General features: G+C 73.6%; 14 protein-coding genes. 10 read left to right on the top strand and 4 right to left on the bottom strand.

Annotated elements, in window-relative coordinates; genetic code table 11:
• Window positions 1–186: 186 nt before the first annotated feature.
• From prfB to HNR57_RS09405, 3 genes are all read right to left on the bottom strand, one after another.
• Window positions 187–1,290, bottom strand: coding sequence for a peptide chain release factor 2 (gene prfB / locus HNR57_RS09395; protein ID WP_031108357.1), 1,104 nt, complete (start codon window positions 1,288–1,290; stop codon window positions 187–189).
• A gap of 58 nt (window positions 1,291–1,348) precedes the next feature.
• Window positions 1,349–2,596: a serine/threonine-protein kinase gene (locus HNR57_RS09400; protein ID WP_184558739.1), complete on the bottom strand. Its 1,248-nt coding sequence runs from the start codon at window positions 2,594–2,596 to the stop codon at window positions 1,349–1,351.
• A gap of 122 nt (window positions 2,597–2,718) precedes the next feature.
• On the bottom strand, window positions 2,719–4,413 hold the full coding sequence (locus HNR57_RS09405) for a serine/threonine-protein kinase (protein ID WP_184558741.1): 1,695 nt from the start codon (window positions 4,411–4,413) through the stop codon (window positions 2,719–2,721).
• A gap of 362 nt (window positions 4,414–4,775) precedes the next feature.
• Here HNR57_RS09405 and HNR57_RS09410 point away from each other — a divergent pair, with 362 nt between their 5' ends.
• The 9 genes from HNR57_RS09410 (at window position 4,776) to HNR57_RS09450 (ending at window position 23,085) form a co-directional block, all read left to right on the top strand.
• Window positions 4,776–8,783: an FHA domain-containing protein gene (locus tag HNR57_RS09410; RefSeq protein ID WP_184558743.1), complete on the top strand. Its 4,008-nt coding sequence runs from the start codon at window positions 4,776–4,778 to the stop codon at window positions 8,781–8,783.
• A 176-nt stretch (window positions 8,784–8,959) separates the two neighbouring features.
• Window positions 8,960–10,372 (top strand): ABC transporter substrate-binding protein, encoded by a 1,413-nt coding sequence (locus tag HNR57_RS09415; RefSeq protein WP_184558745.1) that lies wholly within the window; start codon window positions 8,960–8,962, stop codon window positions 10,370–10,372.
• Between the two features lie 4 nt (window positions 10,373–10,376).
• A complete protein-coding gene (locus HNR57_RS09420) occupies window positions 10,377–11,723 on the top strand; it encodes a carbohydrate ABC transporter permease (protein ID WP_184558747.1) in 1,347 nt (448 codons plus the stop codon).
• Window positions 11,720–12,580 carry a carbohydrate ABC transporter permease gene (locus HNR57_RS09425; RefSeq protein ID WP_184558749.1) on the top strand — a complete coding sequence of 287 codons (861 nt, stop codon included), beginning with the start codon at window positions 11,720–11,722 and terminating at the stop codon, window positions 12,578–12,580. Before HNR57_RS09420 ends, HNR57_RS09425 begins: the two co-directional genes overlap by 4 nt.
• Before the next feature lie 142 nt (window positions 12,581–12,722).
• Window positions 12,723–14,984, top strand: a complete 2,262-nt coding sequence (locus tag HNR57_RS09430) for a bifunctional glycosyltransferase/CDP-glycerol:glycerophosphate glycerophosphotransferase (RefSeq protein ID WP_184558751.1) — start codon at window positions 12,723–12,725, stop codon at window positions 14,982–14,984.
• A 166-nt stretch (window positions 14,985–15,150) separates the two neighbouring features.
• Window positions 15,151–17,349, top strand: a complete 2,199-nt coding sequence (locus HNR57_RS09435) for a bifunctional glycosyltransferase/CDP-glycerol:glycerophosphate glycerophosphotransferase (protein WP_184558753.1) — start codon at window positions 15,151–15,153, stop codon at window positions 17,347–17,349.
• An 8-nt stretch (window positions 17,350–17,357) separates the two neighbouring features.
• Window positions 17,358–19,598 (top strand): bifunctional glycosyltransferase/CDP-glycerol:glycerophosphate glycerophosphotransferase, encoded by a 2,241-nt coding sequence (locus HNR57_RS09440; RefSeq protein WP_184558755.1) that lies wholly within the window; start codon window positions 17,358–17,360, stop codon window positions 19,596–19,598.
• Window positions 19,595–21,433, top strand: coding sequence for an arabinofuranosyltransferase AftB family protein (locus HNR57_RS09445; RefSeq protein WP_184558757.1), 1,839 nt, complete (start codon window positions 19,595–19,597; stop codon window positions 21,431–21,433). Before HNR57_RS09440 ends, HNR57_RS09445 begins: the two co-directional genes overlap by 4 nt.
• A gap of 71 nt (window positions 21,434–21,504) precedes the next feature.
• Window positions 21,505–23,085, top strand: a complete 1,581-nt coding sequence (locus HNR57_RS09450; RefSeq protein ID WP_184558758.1) for a hypothetical protein — start codon at window positions 21,505–21,507, stop codon at window positions 23,083–23,085.
• Here HNR57_RS09450 and HNR57_RS09455 read toward each other — a convergent pair.
• Entirely contained in the window at window positions 23,075–23,488 is a 414-nt protein-coding gene (locus HNR57_RS09455; protein ID WP_184558760.1) for an organic hydroperoxide resistance protein, read from the bottom strand. The two genes, HNR57_RS09450 and HNR57_RS09455, sit on opposite strands and share 11 nt — an antisense overlap.
• Window positions 23,489–23,583: 95 nt before the next feature.
• On the opposite strand from HNR57_RS09455, the gene HNR57_RS09460 reads away from it, so the two are divergent.
• The gene (locus tag HNR57_RS09460; RefSeq protein ID WP_184558762.1) at window positions 23,584–24,099 is read left to right on the top strand and encodes a MarR family winged helix-turn-helix transcriptional regulator; all 516 of its coding nucleotides are present in this window, start codon (window positions 23,584–23,586) and stop codon (window positions 24,097–24,099) included.
• Window positions 24,100–24,107 lie beyond the last annotated feature (8 nt).

Below are 24,107 nucleotides of genomic sequence, written 5' to 3' on the forward strand. Positions count from 1 at the left end.
AGACACGCATGCCGCGCTTTACCCTTCCCATTTTTCAAGAACACGTCAAGGCCGTTTGCGGCCGCCATGTCCAACTACGGGGGCTATGCCGGGAGTCTGAGGGCGTGAGTGTGATGTAAAACCCGGACATGGGGCACGGAAAAGGCAACTGCCGCTCTGATGGCGGCAGTTGCCTTATCGACAAACTTACTTCTCCTGCTGCTTGCGCCAGCGAATTCCGGCCTCGATGAAACCGTCGATCTCGCCGTTGAACACCGCCTCGGGGTTGCCGACCTCGAACTCGGTGCGCAGGTCCTTGACCATCTGGTACGGGTGCAGGACATAGGAACGCATCTGGTTGCCCCAGGAACTGCCGCCGTCCTTGAGGGCGTCCATCTTGGCCCGCTCCTCCTGGCGCTGCCTCTCCAGCAGCTTCGCCTGGAGCACGTTCATGGCCGTCGCCTTGTTCTGGATCTGCGAGCGCTCGTTCTGGCAGGAGACGACGATGCCGGTGGGGAGGTGCGTGAGGCGCACCGCGGAGTCGGTGGTGTTGACGCCCTGGCCGCCGGGGCCGGACGAGCGGTACACGTCCACGCGCAGTTCGGACTCGTCGATCTCGATGTGGTCGGTCTGCTCGACCACGGGCAGGATCTCGACGCCCGCGAAGGACGTCTGCCGCCGGCCCTGGTTGTCGAAGGGCGAGATGCGCACGAGCCGGTGCGTGCCCTGCTCGACGGAGAGCGTGCCGTACGCGTAGGGCGCCTGGACGGCGAAGGTGGTCGACTTGATGCCGGCCTCTTCCGCGTACGAGGTCTCGTAGATCTCGGTCTTGTAGCCGCGCTGCTCGGCCCAGCGCAGGTACATGCGCTGGAGCTTCTCGGCGAAGTCGGCGGCGTCGACGCCACCGGCCTCGGCGCGGATGTTCACCAGGGCCTCACGGGAGTCGTACTCGCCGGAGAGGAGGGTGCGGACCTCCATCTCGTCGAGCGCCTTCTTCACGGCGGTGAGCTCGGACTCGGCCTCGGCGCGGGTGTCCGGGTCGTCCTCCTCCTCGGCCATCTCGAAGAGGACGCCCAGGTCGTCGATGCGACCGCGCAGGGCCTCGGCCTTGCGCACCTCGGCCTGGAGGTGGGACAGCTTGCTGGTGATCTTCTGCGCCTCATCGGGGTTGTCCCAGAGGGACGGCGCGGCCGCCTGCTCCTCGAGCACGGCGATGTCTGCCCTCATCTTGTCGAGGTCCAGAACGGCCTCGATCGACTCCATGGTCGAGGAGAGGGACTTGAGCTCTTCGGATACGTCGACGACTGCCACGCCCTCCAGCGTAACGGCTCCGCCCGGCGGCCATCGCCGGGCGGCCGGAGCCGGCGGCTCAGGGGGTCTGCGGGGCGGAGTTCTTCGTGTCCTGGGGAGGTGCGCCGCCGTCGTCGTCCGAGGTGGTCAGCCAGGCGCCGACGCCGATCGCCGCCGCGAGGGCGACCGCGCCCGCTCCCAGGGCCACCCGGCGGCGCCGGGCCGCGGCGCGGTTGCGGGCCGAGCCGGGGCGGGGGGTGCCCGCGGTGCGCGGGGCCCTGGCCGTGCCGTGGGCGCCCCCGGCCAGCTCGTCGGGGGCGGGGACGCGCATCGAGGTGTGGGTGTCACGGTTGGAGTCGGCCGGCTTCGCGCCCGGCACCAGGGGCACCGCACCCCGCCGCCGGACCCGCTCCCCGGCCGGTGCCGGTCCCGCGGGCTGCTCCTCGCGGTCGGTCTCCTCCGCGGACTCGGTGTCCGGCTCGTCCACCTCCAGCGGGGGCATGCCCGCCAGCATCGGCAGCAGCTCGCGCAGCCGGGCTCCGAGCTCCGAGGCCCGCAGCCGCGAGGCCGGGGCCTTGGCCAGACACTGCACCAGCAGCTGCCACAGCTCGTCCGGGATGCCGGGCAGCGGGACGACCGTCTCCGTGACGTGCCGGCGCAGGACCGCGCCGGGGTGACCGCCGCCGAAGGGGGTGAAGCCCGCCAGCAGCTCGTAGAGGACCGTGGCGAGCGCGTAGATGTCGACGGACGCGCGCGGGGGCAGGCCCTCGACGATCTCCGGGGCGAGGTAGTCCGGAGTGCCGATGATCTTCGTGGCCTTGGTCCGGCGCGGGGTGTCGATGAGTTTGGCCACGCCGAAGTCGGTCAGCAGCGCGCGGTGCGAGCCGCCGGGGCCGAGCGGGCCCTGCATGTCCAGGAGGACGTTCTCCGGCTTGACGTCCCGGTGCACCACGCCCGCGGCGTGCGCGGCCGCCAGCCCGTCGGCGATGTCGGCCGCGATCGCGACGGCCGCCTCGGGGGCCAGGCGCCGGTCCCGGTCGAGCCGGGTGCGCAGGTCCGTGCCGCGCACGAGGTCCATGACGAGCGCCAGGTCGTTGCCGTCGACGACCAGGTCGCGCACCGAGACGACGTGCGGGTGCTCCAGGCCGAGCAGCGCGGTGCGCTCCTGGACGAAGCGCCCGACGAGTTCCTGGTCGGACGCCAGGTCCTCGCGCAGCAGCTTGATGGCGACGGGGCCTTCCGGCCCCTCACCCAGCCACACCGTGCCGGCGCTGCCCCGCCCCAGGATCTGGTGGGCGGTGTACCGGCTGCCGATCTTCCGTGCCAAGGCTGCTCCTACCGACGCGTGTTGTCGCTAAAACTACGCGTCCGGAGAGCCAACCTTCACCGTGGAAGCCGAAATCACCCGCCGGGTGTCGACAAATCACCAACCCCGCGGGGCGGTTCCGGTCAGTTCGTGCCGGAACTGCTCCCGCCGAGCTTCTCGAACCAGCCGGTCACGGTGCTGAACCAGTCGGTGAGCTGGTCCCAGTAGCCCTTGCCGGTGCCGATCCACTCCTGGAGCGGGCTCAGTTCCCAGATCAGCCAGCCCGCGACGAACAGGATGACGATCGTGAAGAGACAGCCCTTCAGGCAGCCGAGCCCGGGGATCCGCATCGGGTTGGCGCTGCGCTGCCGCGGCTGCCGGGGCTCGCGCTGCGGCTGCTGGGGCTGCTGCGGCTGGGGCGGCGGCGCGGGCGGGGCGTAGCGCTGCGGCGGCTGGGGCCGCTGGGGCTGCGGGGCGTACTGCTGGGGCTGCTGCTGTTGCGGGTGGCCGTAGCCGGGCCCGGGCGGGGGTGCCTGGCGGCGCGGGGGCTGCTGGGGCCGGGCCACCTGGCGCTGGGGCCGGCGGCGCAGCGGGTCCTGGCCGGGGTCGAGGTACTGGACCTGCGTCTGCTCGTTGCGGTCACGAGCCGCCCGCAGCTGGTTCTGCCACGGGTGCGGGTCCTCGGGGCCGCCCTGCTGCCCCTGCTGACCGGGGTGGCCGGGCGAGCCCGGCGGGACCGGCGGCATGACGGCGGTCGGGTCCGCCGCGCCCCGGTGGGGCATGACGGCCGTGGGGTCGGCGGCGCCGGCCGGGCCGCCGGTGTGCGGCATGACGCTGGTCGCGGCGTTCGGGTCGTACGAGCCGGCGCCCTGCGGGAGGACCTGGGTGGGGTCGGCGTCGCCGGACATGTCCGGCACCGGCGCGGGGGCCGGGTCGGGCACGAGGAGCATGCCGACGCCCTCGGCGGCGGCGATCTGCGCGGAGTTCGCGTGCACCCCGATGCCCTCGGCGACGACGCGCAGGCCGCGGGCGAGGTTCTCGGCGCTGGGCCGCTCGTCGGGGTTCTTGCGCAGGCAGCGCTCGATGACCGTCCACAGCGGGTCGGGGACGGTGGAGGGGCGGCGCGGCTCGGCGCTCAGGTGCTGGTGCAGCACTTCCAGGGCGGAGCCGCCGGAGAACGGCGGGCGGCCCGTGACCAGCTCGTACAGCAGGATGCCCGCGCCGTAGATGTCGACGGCGGAGGTCTGCGGACGGCCCTCGGCGGACTCCGGGGCGACGTACGCGGGCGTGCCGACGAACTCCTGGGTCCGGGTCAGCCCCGGGGAGTCGGCCAGCCGGGCGATGCCGAAGTCGGTCAGCAGCGGGTGCATCCGCCCGTCGTACTGCTGGAGCAGGACGTTGGCCGGCTTGAGGTCGCGATGGACGACGCCGTCGGCGTGGCTGGCGGCGAGCGCGTCGGCGATCTGGGCGGTGAGCAGGGCCGCGGCGACCGGGGTGAAGGGCCCGTTCTCGCGCAGGTAGCGGTGCAGGTCGGGGCCCTCGACGAGGTCCATGACCAGCGCCAGCAGCTCGCCCTCGACCACCAGGTCGCGGACCCGGACGATATTCGGGTGGGTCAGCCGGAGCAGGACGGAGCGCTCGCGGAGGAACCGCATGACGATGTCCGGATCGCCGGCCAGCTCCTCCTTGAGGACCTTGATCGCGACGGTCTCGCCGGGCTGCCCCGGCACGGCCGCCTCGGCGCCCGCGGTCTCGCGCTGGCGGGCTCGCCAGACGGTGCCCGTGGCGCCGCGTCCGAGCGGCTCCTCGAGCAAGTACTTGCTGCCTACCGGCCGCACGTCATGCGCTCCCTGGTGCTTGCCTTGCCTGCTGGCCTGTCCGACCCACTGTAGTGCCGGGCGGCCGAGGACCGGAGTGTCGTCTTTCTGTGGGTCTTACGTAGCGCCCCTCACACGCGTTCGAAGGAAAGACGCTCACCTCGGTCTTGTGGTTGCCGGTAACGAACGTGACTGATCTCAAGAGGTCGCCTGTGGGTCATCTCTCAGGCACTTTTGCGGGCAGAGCCGACCAATCAAGATCACCTTTTCCGGAGCGAGGGGCGCACTGTCAGTGGCAGGTGCGAGGATGCTGGCAGTACTGGCCGACGTGCTGGGGCGGGGTGGGGGACTCCGCGCCCGGGCAGAAGGGACCGCTGACGGCGATGCAGATCCGGCTGACCGTCGTAGATCCGCTGGGCCCGTCGGCGCCGGCGCGGGACCGCGCCCCGCGCAGCGACGTACTGGTCACGGCCCCCGCCGGTACGGCGCTCGCCGCGGTGGCGTCGGCGCTCGTCCAGGCGGTCTCCGGAGGTGACGGCTCGGGCACGCCCGTGCTGTACGCCGGGGAGCAGCGGCTGGACGCGCAGCGCTGCACGCTCGGCGAGCCCCCGCTGACCGACGGTGCGGTGCTGTCGGTGGGCGCGCCGGGCGAGCCGGAGCCGCATCCCGAGCTGGACGACGCCCCGGCCCAGCTCCAGGTCGTGGCCGGCCCCGACGCCGGCGGTGTCCATCTGCTGCACGGCGGCGAGATCCGCATCGGCCGTTCCGCCGACGCCGACGTGCCCCTCGACGACCCGGACGTCTCCCGGCTGCACTGCGCGGTGACGGTGAGCGCGGACGGCCGCGTCGCGGTCGCCGACCTGAACTCCACGAACGGCACGACGGTGAACGGCACGCGGGTCGGCGCCCGGGTGGTCCCCTTCGCGCCGGGTGCGCTGCTGCGGATCGGCGAGTCGGCCCTGCGGCTGGCCCCGGCCGGGGGGCCGGGGGGCCGGGTGGAGACGACGCCGGACGGGGAGGGGCACGTACGGGTGGCCGGCCCCGCCGGGCCCGAGGTGCTGCCCCCTTCTCCCGCGCGCGTGGGGGATCCGGGACCGGCCGGTTCTTCGGGCCCCACGCATCACGCGTACGGCTCGGCGGCCTGGGGCACGCCGGGTGCAGCGGGTCCCGGCTCCGCCGATCCGGCCGTGGTGCCGGGGCAGGGCGGGGCACCGCGGATCGAGAGCGAGGGTGCCGGGGCGGGGTCTCAGGCACCGCGGACCGGCGGCGGGGGCGAAGCCCTCTCGGGTGACCGCCGGAGCGGGGCGCCCACCTCGGGCGGCCTGGGAGAAGCACCCTCCGGCAGCCGCCGCAGTGACCTGCCGCCGTCAGGAGCGGGGGGCGCTGCCCACGCCGGGGACCGCCGAAGCGACGTGCCCACGCAGGGCAGCCGGGGCGAAGCACCCGCCGGGAGCCGCCGAAACGACGCGCCCGCCCCCGACGACCAGGGCGAAGCACCCTCCGGCAGCCGCCGGGACGACGTGCCCACGCGGGGCGACCAGGCCGAAATACCCTTCGCGAGCCGCCGGAGTACCGTGCCGCACCCGGCCGGCCGGGGCGAAGCACCCTCCGGCAGCCGCCGGAGCGAGGTGCCCCACCCTGGCCCGGGGGGCGCTGCCCATGCGGGGGACGGCTGGAGTGAGGTGCCGCCCGGCGGTACCGGGGGTGGGGCGCGTCGGCAGACGGTCGGCGGTGCATCGGGGCCCGGGGCCCGGCAGACCTCCTCCGGGACGCACGAAACGCGCACCCGGCAGCAGGCGCCGCCCCCGGCCTCTCCCGGAGCCCCGGCCGACGCCGTACGGCAACGCGATGCGGGAAGGCCCGCGAGCGGCGCCGGGGACACGCACGCGGGTCGTTCCGGGATCACGGCGGACGGGTACGACACCGGTACCGCGGACGAGACCGGACCGCACCGCTGGGTCCAGGACGGGCCGGCCGCTACCGACGACCCGGCCCTCGCGGACCAGCGTGCCGGGCGCGGTCGCAAAGGCACTCCCCTGCGCGGCACCGACGTGCCCCCGGGGAGCCGCAGGCGTGGGGGGCTCGGGGCGTGGGCCCGGCGGCTGGCCGGAGGGCGTGGCGAGCAGGTGGCGGAGCCGTCTGAGGCGTACGAGGACGAACCGGCCGCGGTGGTGGCGGAGCAGCACCCCCTCGTCGTACCGGCCGCGCCGGAGACCTGGCCGGACCCGGCCACGCTGCTGCTGACGGCCCTGGGGCCCGGGCCGCGGCTGTGGGAGCGCGGCCCGGGCCATCCTGAGGCGCTCGCCGTGCGCCTCGGTACGGCCGACCGGGCGGCGCCGGACGGCTCGGGCCTGCTGCCCGCCGTCCCCGTGACCGCCGGGCTGCGCGAGGTCGGCGCGCTCGGCCTGGCGGGGCCGCGGGCGCGGCTGGCCGGGCTGGCGCGGGCCGTGCTGGCCCAGCTCACCGCGCTGCACTCCCCGGACACGCTGGAGATCGTCCTGATCGCCGCGGACCGCTCCCGCCCGCTCGAGGAGCGCACCGCCGAGTGGTCCTGGCTGGGCTGGCTGCCGCACGTGCGCCCGGGGCACGGGCAGGACTGCCGGCTGTTGCTGGCCCTCGACCGCGAGCAGGCCGCGGCCCGCACCGACGAACTGACCCGCCGCCTGGAGGATCAGCTGGCGGACGCGGCCGCGGGGACCGGCGCACAGCCCACCGGTGCCGGCCCCTCCCCCGCCCGGACCGCCCCGGCCCCCCGCCGCCCCTCCTGGGCACGGGACGACGACTCCGGCTCCGGCACCGGTTTCCCCGGCCCGTACACGGTCGTGGTCGTCGACGGCGACCCCGGCGGCGCCGACCTGCGCGAAGCGGTCGGGCGGCTCGCGCTGGAGGGCCCCCGGGCGGGGATCCACGTCGTCTGCCTGGCCGAGACGGCCGCCGCCTCCCCGGCCTCGCCGGTGACGGAGACGTACGAGGCGGCCTGCTCGGTGGCGCCGACGTTCCGGCAGTGCGGCGCGGTCGCGCTGCTCAGCGGGGACGTGGCGACGGCCCTGCGGCTGATGCGGGTGGCCCGGGTCGGCGGTGACGGCGCACCGGCCGGGCCGGTCGGGCACGGCACCGTCGCCACCGTCGACGCCGTCTCCGCGGCCTGGGCCGAGCGGTTCGCGCGGGCGCTGGCGCCGCTGCGGACGGACGGCCCGGCGGGCGAGAGCCAGCCGCGCGTCTCCGCACCACTGCCGCAGGCCGCCCGCCTGCTGGACGAGCTGGGACTGGCCCGGGCCACCCCGGCGTCGCTGATGGCGCGCTGGGCGGACGCAGCCGATGACGCCGACGCGCTGGGCGGACGCGTGCGCGCGGTGCTGGGCGCCGGTCCGCGCGGGCCGGTCTGCGCGGACCTCGCGGTCCACGGCCCGCATCTGCTGATCGAGGGCCCGCCGGGCAGCGGCCGTACGGAGCTGCTGCGGGCGATCGTCGCGTCGCTGGCCGCGGCCGAGCGGCCGGACCGGCTCGGCATCGTGCTGGTCGACGGCCGGGGCGGCCCGGGCGCGGGCGGCGGGCACGGCGAGGGACTGCGGGTCTGTACGGACGTACCGCATGTCACCACGCTGCTCATGGCCCACGACCCGGTCCGGATGCGGGAGTTCGCGCAGTCCCTGAGCGCCGAGCTGAAGCGGCGTGCGGAGCTGCTCGGACGGTCCGACTTCGCCGAGTGGCACACCGGGCGCGAGCTGTCGGGCCGTATGGTCACGCAGCGCACGGCGACGGGCCGGGGCGGTGCCCAGGCCGAGGCGGGAGGGTCCGGCGACCTCGACTCCCCGTCCAGTTCCACCATTCGGCTGCGGCCAGGAGCGGCCCGGCGGCAGACGGAGGCCGCCGCGCCCCCGCTCCCCCGGCTCGTCGTGGTCGTCGACGACCTGGACGCGCTGGTCTCCCCGGCGCTCGGATCGACCGGCCGGCCCGCGGCGGGGTCGGTGATGCGCGCGCTGGAGGCCGTGGCCAAGGAGGGCGAGCGGCTCGGCGTCCATCTGGTGGCGGCCACCGGCCCGTGCCCCCGTACGGCGGAGACGGAACCGGCGCGCCGGGCCACCCTGCGTGTCGCGCTCGACGCCCCGGCCTCCGGCCCGGACGAGCCCGCTCCCGGGCGGGGCAGGCTGACCGGTGCGGACGGGCGGGTCACCCCGTTCCAGGGCGGTCGGGTCACCGGCCGGATCCCCCGGACGGCGACACTGCGCCCCACGGTCGTACCCCTGGAATGGCACCGCATGGGTGACCCTCCGGCCCGGCGTCCGGTGCGGGAACTCGGAAACGGCCCGACCGACCTGGCACTGTTGGCCAGCGCGCTGGAAAGGGCGGCGCGGGAGGTCGCGGCGGCGAAGGTGCCGTCGCTGCTGTAGCCGGTGAGGGCCGCCGGGCCCACCCGGCGGCCAGGGCCCGCGGCCCTGGTCACGAGGGAGTCACGATCCCCCGCTTGACAGCCGACGCCATCTTGCCGCCCCCGCACACCCGGGCGTAGACCAGATCGCACGGGAGCGCGCTCGACGTTCGACGAGAAACGAAGAACGGGGCAGTCATGCGCATGACGAGCAGCACCATCCGGACACGCTGGTCGCCCAAGCGGGACACGGCGACCCCCCAGCACCGCAGAGCCGCCAAGACGGCGGCCGCCGTCGCCGCGGGAGCCCTCGCGCTCTCGCTGTCCGCCTGCGGAAGCAGCGACGACGGCAGCGGTGGAAGCACGGGCGACACCGACGAAACCACCAACAACGTCACCCTTCCGAAGCTGGACGGGACGAGCCTCGAGGTCGCCGCCGTGTGGAGCGGCACCGAACAGGCCAACTTCAAGAAGGTCCTGCAGGAGTTCGAGAAGCGCACGGGCGCCAAGGTCACGTTCGTGCCCGCGCAGGACCCGATCATCAACTTCATCGGTTCCAAGGTGGCCGGCGGGCAGCCGCCGGACATCGCGATGCTGCCGCAGCCCGGCGCCATCAAGCAGGCCGTCGACAAGGGCTGGGCCAAGCCGCTGGGCTCCGAGGCCGCCAAGGAGCTCGGCGAGAACTACTCGCAGGGCTGGCAGGACATCGGCAAGGTGGGCGGCAAGCAGTACGGCGTCTACTACAAGGCCGCCAACAAGTCCCTGATCTGGTACAACAACCAGGTCTTCGAGAACGCCGGGGCGAGTGAGCCCGAGACCTGGCCGGATCTGCTCAACACCGCGCAGACGGTCTTCGACTCCGGCGTCACCCCGTTCTCCGTCGGCGGCGCCGAGGGCTGGACGCTGACCGACTGGTTCGAGAACGTGTACCTCTCCCAGGCCGGCCCGGAGAAGTACGACCAGCTGGCCAAGCACGAGATCAAGTGGACCGACCCGTCCGTGAAGGACGCGCTGACCACGCTCGCGCAGGTCTGGGGCAAGCCCGACTGGATCGCGGGCGGGGCGAACGGGGCGTTGCAGACCGACTTCCCGGCGTCCGTCACCCAGGTCTTCACCGGCGGGGACCAGCCCAAGGCAGCCATGGTCGCCGCGGGCGACTTCGCGCAGGTCAACATCCCCTCCACCATGAAGATCGGCACGGACGCGAAGGTCTTCCCCTTCCCGGCGGTCGGTGACAACGGACCGGTGGTCTCGGGCGGCGACGCGGCCGTGATCCTGGAGGACTCGAAGGGGTCGCAGGCCCTGGCCACCTGGCTGGCCTCGCCCGACGCGGCAGAGATCCAGGCCAAGCTGGGCGGCTACCTCTCACCGAACAAGAACGTGCCGAACTCCGCGTACCCCAACGCGGTGCAGCAGAAGATCGCCAAGGCGCTCATCGACGCCGGTGACGACTTCCGCTTCGACATGTCCGACCAGGCCCCGCAGGCCTTCGGCGGTACGCCCGGCAAGGGCGAGTGGAAGATCCTCCAGGACTTCCTGAAGAACCCGAAGGACATCGCGGGGACGCAGGCGAAGCTGGAGGCCGAAGCAGCCGCGGCGTACGGGAACTGACGTCATGACGTCGGTTCCGGCGGCAGGGGGCACCAAGCCCCCTGCCGCTCCCAAGTCGCGCAAGAGTGTGACCGGCACCCGCAGGACCGTCGCGGCGCTGTTCCTGCTGCCCGCGCTCGTCCTGCTCGGCGCGCTCGTGGTGTACCCGATCGGGTACTCGGTCGTGCGCAGTTTCTACGACCAGTCCGGTGACGGCTTCGCCGGCATAGACAACTACAAGGCCCTCTTCACCGACGAGGGCATCCGCACCGCGCTGAAGAACAACATCATCTGGGTGGTGTTCGCGCCGACGATCGCGACGGCGCTCGGCCTGATCTTCGCGGTGCTGACCGAACGGGTGCGCTGGGGCACGGCGTTCAAGCTGGTCGTCTTCATGCCGATGGCGATCTCGATGCTGGCGGCGGGCATCATCTTCCGCCTGGTGTACGACCAGGACCCGGACAAGGGCGTCGCGAACGCGGTGTGGGTGGGCGTGCACGACACGTTCTCCCAGGCCTCGGCGTTCCCGAAGGCCCACCCGGGACGGGAATCACCGCTGGAGCCGGCCGGCGGCGGCGCGTTCATCACCACGTCGCCCGTCCGCACGGGCGAGGCGGTCTCGCTGCCCCTGGTGGGTGTGGCGCCCGATCTGATGCCCGACGGCGCGAAGGCCGCGGCGGCGCCGGAGCCGGAGCCGGACAAGGTCACGGGCACGACCTGGCAGGACTTCACCCGCGGCAAGGGCGTCGGCAAGCTCAACAGCGTCGACCCGGCCGAACTGGGCTATGCCGGGATGAAGGTCGAGGCCGTGAAGGACGGGAAGGTGGTGGCGTCGGCGACGGCCGCCGACGACGGCACCTTCACGCTTCCGGCCTCGGCCGACGGGGCCCAACTCCGGCTCCCCGCGAGCAACTTCAAGGAACCGTACAACGGCCTGGACTGGCTCGGCCCGTCCCTGGTCACCCCGGCCATCATCGGCTCGTACATCTGGATGTGGGCGGGCTTCGCGATGGTGCTGATCGCGGCCGGGCTCGCGAGCGTGCCCCGGGAACTGCTGGAGGCTGCGCGGGTCGACGGCGCGAGCGAGTGGCAGGTGTTCAGACGGGTCACGGTGCCGCTGCTGGCGCCGGTCCTGGCGGTCGTCGCCGTCACCCTGATGATCAACGTGCTGAAGATCTTCGACCTGGTCTTCATCATCGCCCCCGGCTCCTCCCAGGACGACGCGAACGTCCTGGCGCTGGAGCTGTACCGCAAGGGCTTCTCCGAGGACCAGCCGGGCATCGCCAGCGCCATCTCGGTGTTCCTGCTGCTGCTCGTGATCCCGGTGATGTGGTTCAACGTACGCAGACTGCGGCGGGAGGTGCGGCGATGAAGGCCAAGCAGTCGCTGGGATCGCGGCTCGTCGAGGCGGTCGGCGGCGGGGTGCTGCGGGTGTTCCTCATCGTCGTCGGACTGTTCTGGCTGGTGCCGACGATCGGGCTGCTGCTGTCGAGTCTCCGTGCGCCGGAGGACATCGCGGCGAGCGGCTGGTGGAACGTGTTCACCGAGCCCTCGCAGATCACCTTCGACAGCTACGCGAAGCTGCTGGAGAACGAAGACATCACCAGCTCCCTGCTGAACACGGTCTGGATCACCGTGCCGGCGACCCTGCTGGTGGTGATCATCGGCTCGCTGGCCGGCTACGCCTTCGCCTGGATGGAGTTCCCGGGCCGGGACTGGTGGTTCCTGGGCGTGGTCGGTCTGTTGGTCGTGCCCGTGCAGGTCGCGCTGATCCCGATCGCCGAACTCTTCGGCAAAATCGGCATCTTCGGCTCGGTGCTCGGCGTGGTGCTCTTCCACGTCGGTTTCGGTCTGCCGTTCGCGGTGTTCCTGCTGCGGAACTTCTTCGCGGAGATCCCGAGAGAGCTGCTGGAGGCGGCGCGCCTGGACGGGGCGGGCGAACTGCGCCTGTTCTTCCGTGTCGTGATGCCGCTGGGAGGTCCGGCGATCGCGGCGCTCGGCATCTTCCAGTTCCTGTGGGTGTGGAACGACATGCTGGTCGCGCTGATCTTCTCGGACTCCGGGAGCCAGCCGATCACGGTCGCGCTCCAGACGCAGGTACGGCAGTTCGGCAACAACATCGACGTGCTGGCACCCGGCGCGTTCATCTCGATGGTGGTCCCGCTGGCCGTCTTCTTCGCGTTCCAGCGGCAGTTCGTGTCCGGCGTGATGGCGGGCGCGGTCAAGTAGCAAGCGCAGCAAGGTAGTTGGAGGGGCGGGCCGGGGGTGGTCCGCCCCTTCGGCGTTCCCCCGGATGCCGTAGCCACCGTAACCAAGTCGGCCCACCGGCCGTTCCCGGGCCGAACGCCCGCGCCGACCGATGGATGGCCTCTTGCCCAGGTTCAGTGTCATTGTCCCCGCGTACCAGGTTCAGGCGTACCTGCACGAGTGCCTCGAATCGGTGCTCTCCCAGTCCTGTCCCGATCTGGAACTGATCGTCGTCGACGACTGCTCGCCGGACGCGTGCGGCGCGATCATCGACGAGTTCGCCGCCCGTGACACGCGCGTACGCCCCGTACACCTGCCGGAGAACGTGGGCCTGGGCCGCGCGAGAAACGCCGGGGTGGCACACGCGAGCGGGGACTACCTGCTGTTCCTCGACGGTGACGACACCCTCACGCCCGACGCGCTGCGGTCGGTCGCCGACCGGCTGAAGGAGACCGGCGAGCCGGACGTGCTGGTCTTCGACTACGCCCGCACCTACTGGACGGGGGAGGCGATCCGCAACCAGGCGGCCCTGCAGCTCACCGAGCAGGGCCCGGCGCCGTTCCGCCTGGAGGACCGCCCGGGGCTGCTGCGGCTGCTGATGGTCGCCTGGAACAAGGCCTACCGGCGGGAGTTCGTCGAGCGGGAGGGCTTCCTCTTCCCGCCCGGCGTCTACGAGGACACGCCGTGGACGTACCCGGTGCTGATGACCGCCGAGTCGATCGCGACCCTCGACCGGGTCTGCGTGCACTACCGGCAGCGGCGCCAGGGCAGCATCCTGCGCACCACCAGCGAGCGGCACTTCGACGTCTTCGAGCAGTACGACCGGGTCTTCGCGTTCCTCGACGAGCGTCCGCACCTGGCCCAGTGGCGGCCGGTGCTGTTCCGCCGCATGGTGCACCACCTGGCGATCGTGTACTCCCGGCGGGACCGGCTGCCCCGGGGCTCGCGCGCCGACTTCCTGCGCCGGGCCCGCGCCCACTACCGCCGCTACCGCACCCCTGGCGTCCCCGTCACCCTGCGCTGCCGGATCCACCACGTCCTGATCCGCTTCGGCCTGCACCGCACCTACCGCACCCTCCAGCTGGCCTCCGCCCTGCACCGCGCGGTGGCCGGAACCACCGGGACGCTGCTGCGGGGCCTGCGGTCGGCCGCCCTCCGGACCCACTACCGCGTGCAGCGCTGTCTGCCGCTGCGCGCCGACCGCGCCGTCTTCGCCGCCTACGACGGCCGCGGCCACGGCTGCAACCCGGGCGCGCTGGAGTCCGCGTTCCGCGAGCTCGCGCCGCACATCCGCACGGCGTGGATCGCCCGCCGCGAGCACCACCACACGATCCCGCCCGGCCCGCGCCGCCTCGTCCCCGGGACGGCCGCCTACTGGACGGCCCTCGCCCGCTCCCGCTACCTGGTCAGCAACACCGGCTTCGACGACCGCCTGGCCAAGCGCCGGGGCCAGGTCCTGATCCAGACCGGGCACGGCACCCCGCTGGGCCACATCGGCCTCGACCTCCAGGAGCGCCCCGCCGCGGCCCGCGGCCGGGACTTCGCGCGGCTGCTGAAAGACGTCGACCGGTGGGACTACGTGCTGTCCGCCAACCGCCACACCACGCTGACCCACGAGCGGGTCCACCCCGGCCGCTACACCATGCTGGAGTACGGCTACCCGCGCAACGACGTGTTCCGGACGGCCACCCCGGCGGACGTGGCCCGGCTGCGCGCCTCGCTCGGCATCCCGCGGGGCTCGGTGGCGATCCTGTACGCGCCGACCCACCGCGACTACCGCCACTCCCAGCGCCACACCCTCGACCTCCAGCGGATCGTGCGCCGTCTCGGCCCGCGCTTCATCCTCCTGGCCCGCGCCCACCACGTCTACGACGCCCCGCTGACCAGCACCTGCGGCCGGGTCGTCGACGTCTCCGGCCACCCGAGCGTCGAGTCGCTCTGTCTGGCGTCGGACGCCCTGGTCACGGACTACTCGTCGCTGATGTTCGACTACGCCAATCTGGACCGGCCGATCGTGGTCCACGCCGACGACTGGGAGGCGTACGACGCGGCCCGCGGCACCTACTTCGACCTGCGCGGCTTTCCGCCGGGCGCGGTGGCCCGCGGTGAGGACGAGCTGATCGACATCTTCGCCACCGGCCACTGGCGCGGCTCCCGCTCGGCCCAGCTGCGGGCGGCGTTCCGCGAGCGGTTCTGCACCTACGACGACGGCCGGGCCGCCGAGCGGGTGGTGCGCCGGGTCGTCCTCGGCGAGTCGGAGCTGCCGCCGGTCGTGCCGCTCGGCGAGCGCCGCCCGGTGCCCTCGGCGGCGGCCTCGCTGACGCGCGAGCCGCTCACCACGGTGCCGCTGCCGGCCTCCCCGCACGCCGTCACCGACAGCCTCTGACCACGGTTCTCACCCCGGGGAGTCCGCATGCCCTCCAGCCCGTCGCGGCCGACACCCAGCCGGCCGTCCTCCTGGCGCCCGTCCGGGCGGCCGGGACGCCCGCGCGCCGTGTGAGCCGGCCCGCCTCCACCACCTCGTGCAGACCGCCCTCGACAGAAAGAGCAGAATGCCCCGCTTCAGCATCGTCGTCCCGTCCCATGGGGTCGCGGGCCGGCTGTCCCAGGCGCTGGACTCCGTCCTCGCCCAGTCGTTCGGCGACTTCGAGCTGATCCCGGTGTGCGACGCGCCCGACGCGCCGGCGGCGGACGTCGTCACCGGGTACGCCGAGCGGGACTCCCGGGTGACGCCGGTGTACTCGCCGCCGTCGGACGGACTGGCCGGGGCGCGCAACACCGGGCTGCGGGCGGCGGTCGGCGGCCATGTGCTGTTCCTCGACGGCGACGACGTCCTGGTCCCGGGCGCGCTGGCGGCGCTGGACGCCCGGCTGGGCGAGACCGGCGACGTGGACGTCCTGTACTTCGAGCACGAGCGCACCCCCTGGTGGGAGGGCGATCCGACCAACCTGGCCGCCCCCCTGCTGGCCAGGACGCCGGAGGGGGCCTTCGCCCCCGGCCGGGCCCCGCGGCTGACGGGCGTGGCGCTCCCGGCGTGGAGCGCGGCCTACCGCCGTCTCTTCCTCACCGAACAGGGCCTCGCCTTCCCCGGTGACCACTACACCGATGTCGGTTTCGGCGGGCTGGTCACCCTGCGGGCGGAGCGGGTGGCGGCCCTGCGGGCGGTCGTCGTGCGGCATCTGCTGCGCCGGCAGGGCAACCTGCTGGGCCTGCCCGGCGAGCACCACGCCGAGCTGCTGGACCAGGCCGAGCTGGTGCTGACGCGGGCCGTGGAGCAGGGGCTTCCGGCGGACCGCCGGTCGCCGCTGTTCGAGCAGCTCTTCGCCGCCGTACTGAAGACGGCCGCCCATCCACGGCGGCTGACGTCCGGACGCCGGGCCTTCTTCCGGCGGGCGAGCGCGCTTTACCGGCGGCACCGCCCCGACGGTTACCGGACGCCCGGCGGCAGCCTCGGCGTCCAGCACCGGCTGCTCGCCTGCGGGTCGTACCCGGCGTTCCGCACCCTGCGCGCCGTCAACCGGGGAGTGCTGCGGGCCGCCGCGCTGCTCCCCCGCCCGCGGGGGCTGCGCACCCGGCTGCGGTACGCGGCGGCCCTGCGCCTGCCGCTGGACCGGAACCTCGTCGTGTACTGCGCGTACTGGGGCCGCGGCTACGCCTGCAACCCGGCCGCGATCCACGCCAAGGCCCGCGAACTCGCGCCGCACCTCCGCTCGGTGTTCCTGGTCGAGCCGGACGCGGTGGGAAGCGTGCCGCCGGGCGTCGAGTACGCGGTGATCGGCAGCCCGACGTACTGGCGGGTGCTGGCCCGCGCCAAGTACCTCGTCAACAACGCCAACTTCGCGGACGCCGTGGTCAAGCGCCCCGGCAGCGTCCACCTCCAGACCCAGCACGGCACCCCGCTGAAGACGATGGGCGCCGACCAGGCGACCTACCCCGTGGTGGCCGCGGCGACCGGCAGCATCGCCAGGCTGCTGGCCCGGGTGGACCGCTGGGACTACAACCTCACCTCCAACCGGCACTCCACCGAGATGTGGGAACGGGCGTTCCCCAGCACGCACGAGACCCTGGAGTACGGCTATCCGCGCAACGACGTCTACTGCACGGCGTCCGCCGAGGACGTCGCCCGCGTCCGCAAGGAACTGGGCATCCCCGACGGCAAGATGGCCCTGCTCTACGCGCCCACGCACCGCGACTACGCCACCGGCTTCGAGACGGGCCTGGACCTGGCGGAGTTCTGCGAGACGATCGGCGACGACTACGTGGTGCTGCTGCGCGCCCACTACTTCTACGACCAGGGCTCGTCCAGGGGCGGCGGCCGGATCATCGACGTCACCGGGCACCGCTCCTCGGAGGACGTGTGCCTGGCCGCGGACGCGCTGATCACGGACTACTCGTCGATCATGTTCGACTACGCCAACCTGGACCGGCCGATCGTCGTGTACGCGGACGACTGGGACGTCTACCGGGAGACGCGGGGCGTCTACTTCGACCTGATGGAGCTGCCGCCGGGCCGGGTCGCCCGGACTCCCGGGGAGCTGGCGGCCGTCTTCCGCGACGGCTCCTGGGCGGACGAGTCCGCCGCCGCCCTGCGGGCCGCTTTCCGGGAGCGCTTCTGCCAGTTCGACGACGGGCGTGCCGCCGAGCGGGTCGTGCGCCGGGTGCTGCTCGGGGAGCCGCCCGAGTCGATCCCGCCCGTGGTCCCGCTCGCGGAGCGTGTCCCGGCCCCCGCCGCCACCCTCGTGAGGAGCTGACCGAAGAAGTGCCCCGCTTCAGCATCATCGTCCCCGTCTACAAGGTGCAGGGCTTCCTGCGCGAGTGTCTCGACTCGGTGCTCGGCCAGTCCCACCGCGACTTCGAGGTGATCGCCGTGGACGACCGCTCGCCCGACGGCAGCGGCGCGATCCTCGACGAGTACGCCGCCCGCGACGCCCGGGTGCGGGTGCTGCACCTGCCGGAGAACGTCGGTCTGGGCCGGGCCCGCAACGCCGGTCTCGCGCAGGCGGCCGGCGACTACGTCCTGTTCCTGGACAGCGACGACCACTACACACCGGGCCTGCTGGCCGCCGTCGCCGCACGCCTGGCGGCGACCGGTGACCCCGACATCCTGGTCTTCGACCATGTGCGCACCCACTGGTGGGGCCGCGGCGGACGCAGCGAGGCGGCGGACCTGCTGGCCGCGGCGGGCCTGGAGACCTTCGGCATCCGGGAGAGCCCCCAGTACCTGAACCTGTTCCTGGTCGCCTGGAACAAGGCCTACCGGCGCTCCTTCTTCCAGGAGCACGGGCTCCAGTACGCGCCGGGGCTGTACGAGGACGCGCCGGTCACCTACCGGTCGATGGTGCTGGCCGAGCGCATCGCCTGCCTGGACCGGATCGGCGTGGAGTACCGGCAGCGCCGGCAGGGCGCGATCACCAAGACGCCCGGGCGCCGGCATTTCGAGATCTTCCCGCAGTACGAGGGCCTGTTCGCGTTCCTGGAGCAGCGCCCCGACCTGGACTGGGCGCGGCCGCTGCTGCTGGAGCGGGCACTGGACCACATGCTGTTCGTGCTGGCCCGCGAGGACCGGGTCCGGCCGGCCGACCGGGGCGACTTCTACCGCGAGATCCGCTCCTTCCACCGCCGTCACCTCCCCGAGGGCGGCTTCCCGCGGCCGGACGGCTGGCGCGGGGCCGAGATGCGGCTGCTCGCCTCGGCGCCCTACGCGACGTACGCGACCGCACGGGGGCTGCGTGACCTGCGCGCGGCCGCCCTGGGCGGGCGGCGGCGGGTGGCGAAGAAGGCGTCGGAGACCGCCCTGCGGGGCTGGTACGGGGCCCAGTCGAAGCGCCCGCTGGATCCGCGTCTCGCCGTCTACGCGGCGACCCACCACCGGGGTGTGACCGGTGACCCGGCCGCGATCTACGAGAAGGCGCGCGAGATCGCCCCGCACATCCGGGGCGTGTGGGTCGTCCGGGAGGACGCGGTGGACGCGCTGCCGCCCGGCATCGACCATGTGACGCCGGGTTCACGGCGCTACCACGAGGTCATGGCGCGGGCCACGTACTGGGTGAACAACGTCAACTGGCCGGGCACCCTGGCCAAGCGGCCCGGCAGCGTGCACCTCCACACCCACCAGGGCACCCCGCTCAAGTACATGGGCGCCGACCTGCTGACCAAGCCGGGTGCCCGGCACGGTTTCGACGTGCCGCAGATGCTGCGCCGCGCCGACCGCTGGGACTACAGCCTGGTCGCGGGAAGGCACGCGGAACGGGCCTGGGAGCGGGCGTACCCGTGCCACTTCACCTCGCTGCGGACCGGCAGCCCGCGCAACGACGTACTGGTCAAAGCCGGTCCGGAGCGGGGCCGGGCGGTGCGCGAACGGCTCGGGATCCCGGCCGGTGACACGGTCGTGCTGTACGCGCCGACCCGCCGCGACTACCGGCGGGGCGGCCATGTCGACCGGTTCGACCTGGCCCGGTTCGCCGCGGACCTGGGCCCCGGCCACACGCTGGTCGTCCGGCTGCACCCGTCGCTGGCCGCGGGTGTGGCGCGGGGCCTCGGCCTGGCCGACCTGCACCGGCGGGGCGTGCTGGTGGACGCGACCGACGAGCCGCATGTCGAGGACGTGATGCTCGCCTCTGACGTGCTGGTCACCGACTACTCGGCCCTGATGTTCGACTACGCCCTGCTGGACCGGCCGATCGTCGTGCACGCCGACGACTGGGGGGCGTTCGCGGCGAGCCGGGGCGCCTACTTCGACATCACGGCCGACGCGCCGGGCCATGTGTCGCGCTCGTACCGGGAGCTGGCCCGGCTGTTCGCGTCCGGCACCTGGCAGGACGCGGAGGCGGCGCGACTGCGCTCCGGTTTCCGGGAGCGGTACTGCGAGTTCGAGGACGGGCGGGCCGCCGAGCGGGTCGTCCGGCTGCTGATGCTCGGCGAGCGGGGCGGGGCGCTGCTGCCCGCGGCGCGCCGGACCGACGGGGCCCGCACACGACCCGAGGCGCTGATCGAGAGATGACAACCCCCGCGACCCCCGAGGCCGTCCCGTCCCTGCCCGGCCAGCGGGCCTCCTCGGCCCGGCCGGCCGCCGTCGCCGAGCGGCTGCGGCCGGTGCACGGGTGGCACGCCGCCCTGGTCGCCGTGCCCACCGCGGCCCTGTTCGTGCTGGGCTACCGGCGCCGCTGGATCTGCGACGACGGGCTCATCTACCTGCGCCCGGTCCGGCAGATCCTGGCGGGCAACGGGCCCGTGTTCAACGTCGGGGAGCGGGCGGAGAGTTCGACCGGCACCCTCTGGCAGTGGCTGCTCGCCCTCGCCACCTGGGTCACCGGCGAGGACCCGGCGTTCCTCGCGGTCGGGCTCGGCCTGGTGCTGAGCACCGCCGGGTTCGCGTTCGCCCTGCTCGCCACGTGCCGGCTGCACCGGGGCGCGGGGCTGCTGCTCCCGGCCGGTGTGTTCGTGCTGCTGGCCGTACCGCCGTTCTGGTCGTACATGACCTCGGGTCTGGAAAGCGGCCTCGGCGCGTTCTGGACCGGCCTGTCGTGGTGGCTGCTGACGCGGACCCGGCACGGTCAGGAGGCCCGGCCGGCGTACACGGCCGCCTTCGTGTTCGGGCTGGGTGCGCTGGTCCGGCCCGACCTCGCGGTCGTCACGGCCTGCTTCCTGGCCGCGCAGTGGTGGGTGCTGCGTCCCTCCCTGCGGGGCACGGCGGCGGTGCTGGCCTCGGCCGGGGCGGTGCCACTGGCGTACGAGGTCTTCCGGGCGGGGTACTACGGGGTCCTGGTGCCGCTGCCCGCCATCGCCAAGGAGGCGAGCGCCAGCGACTGGAGCCGGGGCGCCGGGTACGTGCAGGAGACGCTCGGGCCGTACTGGCTGTGGCCGGTCGTCCCGGTGCTGGGGGCGCTGGCCGTCCTGCTGGTGCGGCGCACCCGCCGGGAGCAGCGGGACCGCGTCCCGGGGCGGGCCCCGCTCGCGGTGCTGCTGGCGCCGCCGGCGGCGGGTCTGCTGCTCGCCGGGTACGTCGTCCGCGTCGGCGGCGACTACATGCACGCCCGCATGATCCTGCCCGCCCTTCTGCTGCTGCTCCTGCCGGTGCTGGTCGTGCCGGCGACCAGGGTGACGGGCGTGGCGAGCGTGCTGCTGGTCGTCTGGCTGTGCGCGGCGGTCAGTCCGCTGCGGGCGCCGTTCGACGTCCGCAGCACGCCCGGGTCGTTCAACGTGCGCAGCTCCGACGTGGAGAGCCTCGGCGACCACAACCCGGTGCGCACCGCCACCTGGGTGGACAACTGGCCCGCCCTGCCGGAGGGGCGCGCCATGCTGGCCCGGGCGGAGCGGGCACCCGGGCCGACGCTGCTCTACTTCGACGCCGGGCGGCGGCTGCACGCGACGCCGATGCGTGCGGACTCGCCGTACCAGGTGGTGATCGTGGGCCGCCACCTCGGCGTGACGGGGGCGGCGGCGCCGCTGGACGCCTACGTCAACGACGCCTGGGGACTGGCCAGCCCGATCGGCGCGCACCTGGCGCTGGAGCGGTGGAGCTGGCCCGGGCACGAGAAGTTCCTGCGCAACCACTGGGTCTTCGCCGAGTGGGCGGTGAAGCATCCGCCGCCGCGTGACCTGCTGCGGGCCGGGGCGCCGCGGGAGGCGGTGGAGGCGGCCCGGGCCGCGCTGGGCTGCGGCGATCTCGCCGAGCTGAGGGAGTCGGTGCGCGCACCGCTCACCGCCGAGCGGTTCTGGCGGAACCTCACCGGAGCGGTCGAGCGGACGCGGTTCCGCTTCGCGCGCTGGCCCGCGGCGGCGCAGCAGGCGCTGTGCGACCGACCTGCAGGTGGGCGCAGCGGCCTCACCCGATGAAGTGATCCGGGGTCAGGGCATGCGGGGGGCGGGAACATTCGGCGCATGCCCCAGACCCCTTCCACCCTCCTGTGAGCGCCCCGGTCCTGGTCCGGCGGGCCGTGCGCGGTGCGACGGCGCTGCGCGGCGGCCGTGCCGGGAGGCTCACCCCGTACCAGTTCTACGGCGCCCTGTTCTGGCTGGTGATGACGCTGGCGTACTGGCGGGTTCCGCTGTGCTGTGACGCCGGACAGCACGCGGCGGTCGTCGAGCGCCTCAAGGCCGACCTGCTCCATCCGGCCCACACCATGGCGGACCTGCCGGGCGAGGGCAGCCCGTACTACGGGCCGTACGCCGTCGCCCAGGGCGTTCTGGCGCGGCTGACGGGGCTGTCGGGCTGGGAGGTCGTGAAGCTCGCCGGGCCGGTGCATCTGCTGGTGCTGCTGACGGGGCTGGGCCGTTTCGTCAGGACCCTCACCTCCCGCCCGTGGGCGCCGGTGTGGGCCCTGCTGTTCATGACGCTGCTGTGGGGGACCGCGCGGATCCTGTGGAGCGGCTACCTCGGTCTGATGCCGATGACGACGAACCTGGGCTACCCGTCCGCGCTCGCCATCGGGCTGACGTTCTGGGCGTGGGCCTGGACGGGCACCCGCGCGCGGGACGACGCCCCGGCCGTGCGGTTCGTCGGCCCGAGCGGGCTCGGCGGCTGGTGGGGGTACGCGGGGATCGGCGTGCTGTACGGGCTGGTCCTGCTCACCCATCCCGTCACGGCGGCCTCGGCGCTCACCGGGGCGGTGGCGATCGTGGCGGCCCGGCAGCGCGGCTGGCGCCGGCCGGTCGCGGCACGCTGGGCGCTGTGCGGTGGGGTTTGCGCGACGGTCGCCCTGACCTGGCCGTACTACGACGTCCTGACGCTGGTGGGCGACACCGGCATGGACGCGATGCACCGGCAGCTGTACGAGAGGATGCTCGCCAACTCCTGGCTGGCGCTGCTCGGGCTGCCCGCGCTGTGGGTGCGGGCGCGCCGGTCGGTGCGTGATCCGCTGGTGCTGATGTTCCTGCTGGAGTGCCTGCTGGTGGCGTACGGCTGGGTGAGCGGGCACTACACGTACGCCCGCGCGCTGTGGGCGGTGCTGGTGCCGCTGCAGTTCGCCCTGGCGGTGGAGCTGGCGGCGCCCCGGCCCTGGCACCGGGCCAGGCGGGTGCTGGGCGGGGCGGCGGTGGCCGGGGTGTGCGCCGGGTTCGCCGTCGTGCACGCGGGGGCGGTGGTGCCGCGCTCGGTCGACCCGGTGGGGTTCGCGCAGCCGACACGCTGGCCGTCGTACGACTGGGCGGCGCGGCACATCGGGCTCGGGGAGGTGGTGATCACCGACGGGTACTTCGCCAGTCACGCCATCGCCGGGTACGGGCCGAACCTCGCCGCGCCCATCTGGCCCGACCCCGCCCTGGACGAGCGGGAACGGAAGCGCCGGGCGGCCGATGTCCGCGCCTACCTCGCCCCCGGTTCGACCCGCGCCGAGCGGTCCGCCGTCGTCCGCCGCTACCACGTGCGCTGGCTGCTGCTGACGCGCTGGCACCCGGTGCCCGAGGAGGCCGTGGTGGTGGCGTGGAGCAGAAGGACGGGTGAGGTGCTGGCGCGGGTCGGGGGTGACGTGCGGATGGCTACTCGATGACGATGTCGACCTCGATGTTGCCGCGGGTGGCGTTGGAGTAGGGGCAGACCTGGTGGGCCTGCTCGACCAGCTTGCGGCCGGTCGCCTCGTCCACGCTGTCGGGCAGCTCCACGCGGAGGGAGACGGCGAGCCCGAAGCCCTCGCCCTGCTTGCCTATGGAGACCTCGGCGGTCACGGCGGCGTCGCTGACGTCGACCTTGGCGGCGCGGCCGACGAGGCCGAGGGCGCTGCCGAAGCAGGCGGCGTAACCGGCGGCGAAGAGCTGCTCGGGGTTGGTGCCCTGGCCGTTGCCGCCCAGTGCCTGCGGCATGCCCAGGGCGAGGTCCAGCACGCCGTCGGAGCTGACGGCCCGGCCCTCGCGGCCGTGGGTGGCGGTGGCGACAGCGGTGTAGAGCGCGTCCATGGAAAACCTTCCCTCTCACGTCATCGTTCGGCGGCCCGCTTCCGGGCCGCCTGACACCCAGAATTAGAGCACACAATTGAGTTGTGTGCAATTGAATGGTGGGCGCGAGCTATCCTGGAGGCATGAACACGCCCGACGACGACTGGCTCCGCCTGGACCAGCAGATCTGCTTCTCCCTGCACGCGGCCTCCCGCGCCTTCAACGGGGTCTACCGCGGGATCCTCAAGGACCTCGGGCTCACCTACCCGCAGTACCTGGTGATGCTGGTGCTGTGGGAGCACGACGAGCTGCCCGTGAAGAAGCTCGGCGAGCACCTGCGTCTCGACTCCGGCACGCTGTCGCCGCTGCTGAAGCGGCTGGAGGCGGCCGGTCTGGTCCGGCGGGAGCGCAGCGCCCGCGACGAGCGGTCGGTGGAGGTGCGGCTGACCGAGGAGGGCGTCGCGCTGCGCGGGCGAGCCCTTCAGGTGCCGCGCCGGATCGCCTCCTCGACCGGTTTCGGCCCCGAGGAGATCCGCGCCCTGCGCGCCCGCCTCGACGACCTCACCACCGCACTGGACGCGGCCGCACTCGCGGATCCGCCGGGCGGCTCGCCCGCCGACGAGCGGCCGTAACAGCACCG

This window comes from Streptomyces paradoxus, from assembly GCF_014202475.1.
Classification (GTDB): domain Bacteria; phylum Actinomycetota; class Actinomycetes; order Streptomycetales; family Streptomycetaceae; genus Streptomyces; species Streptomyces paradoxus.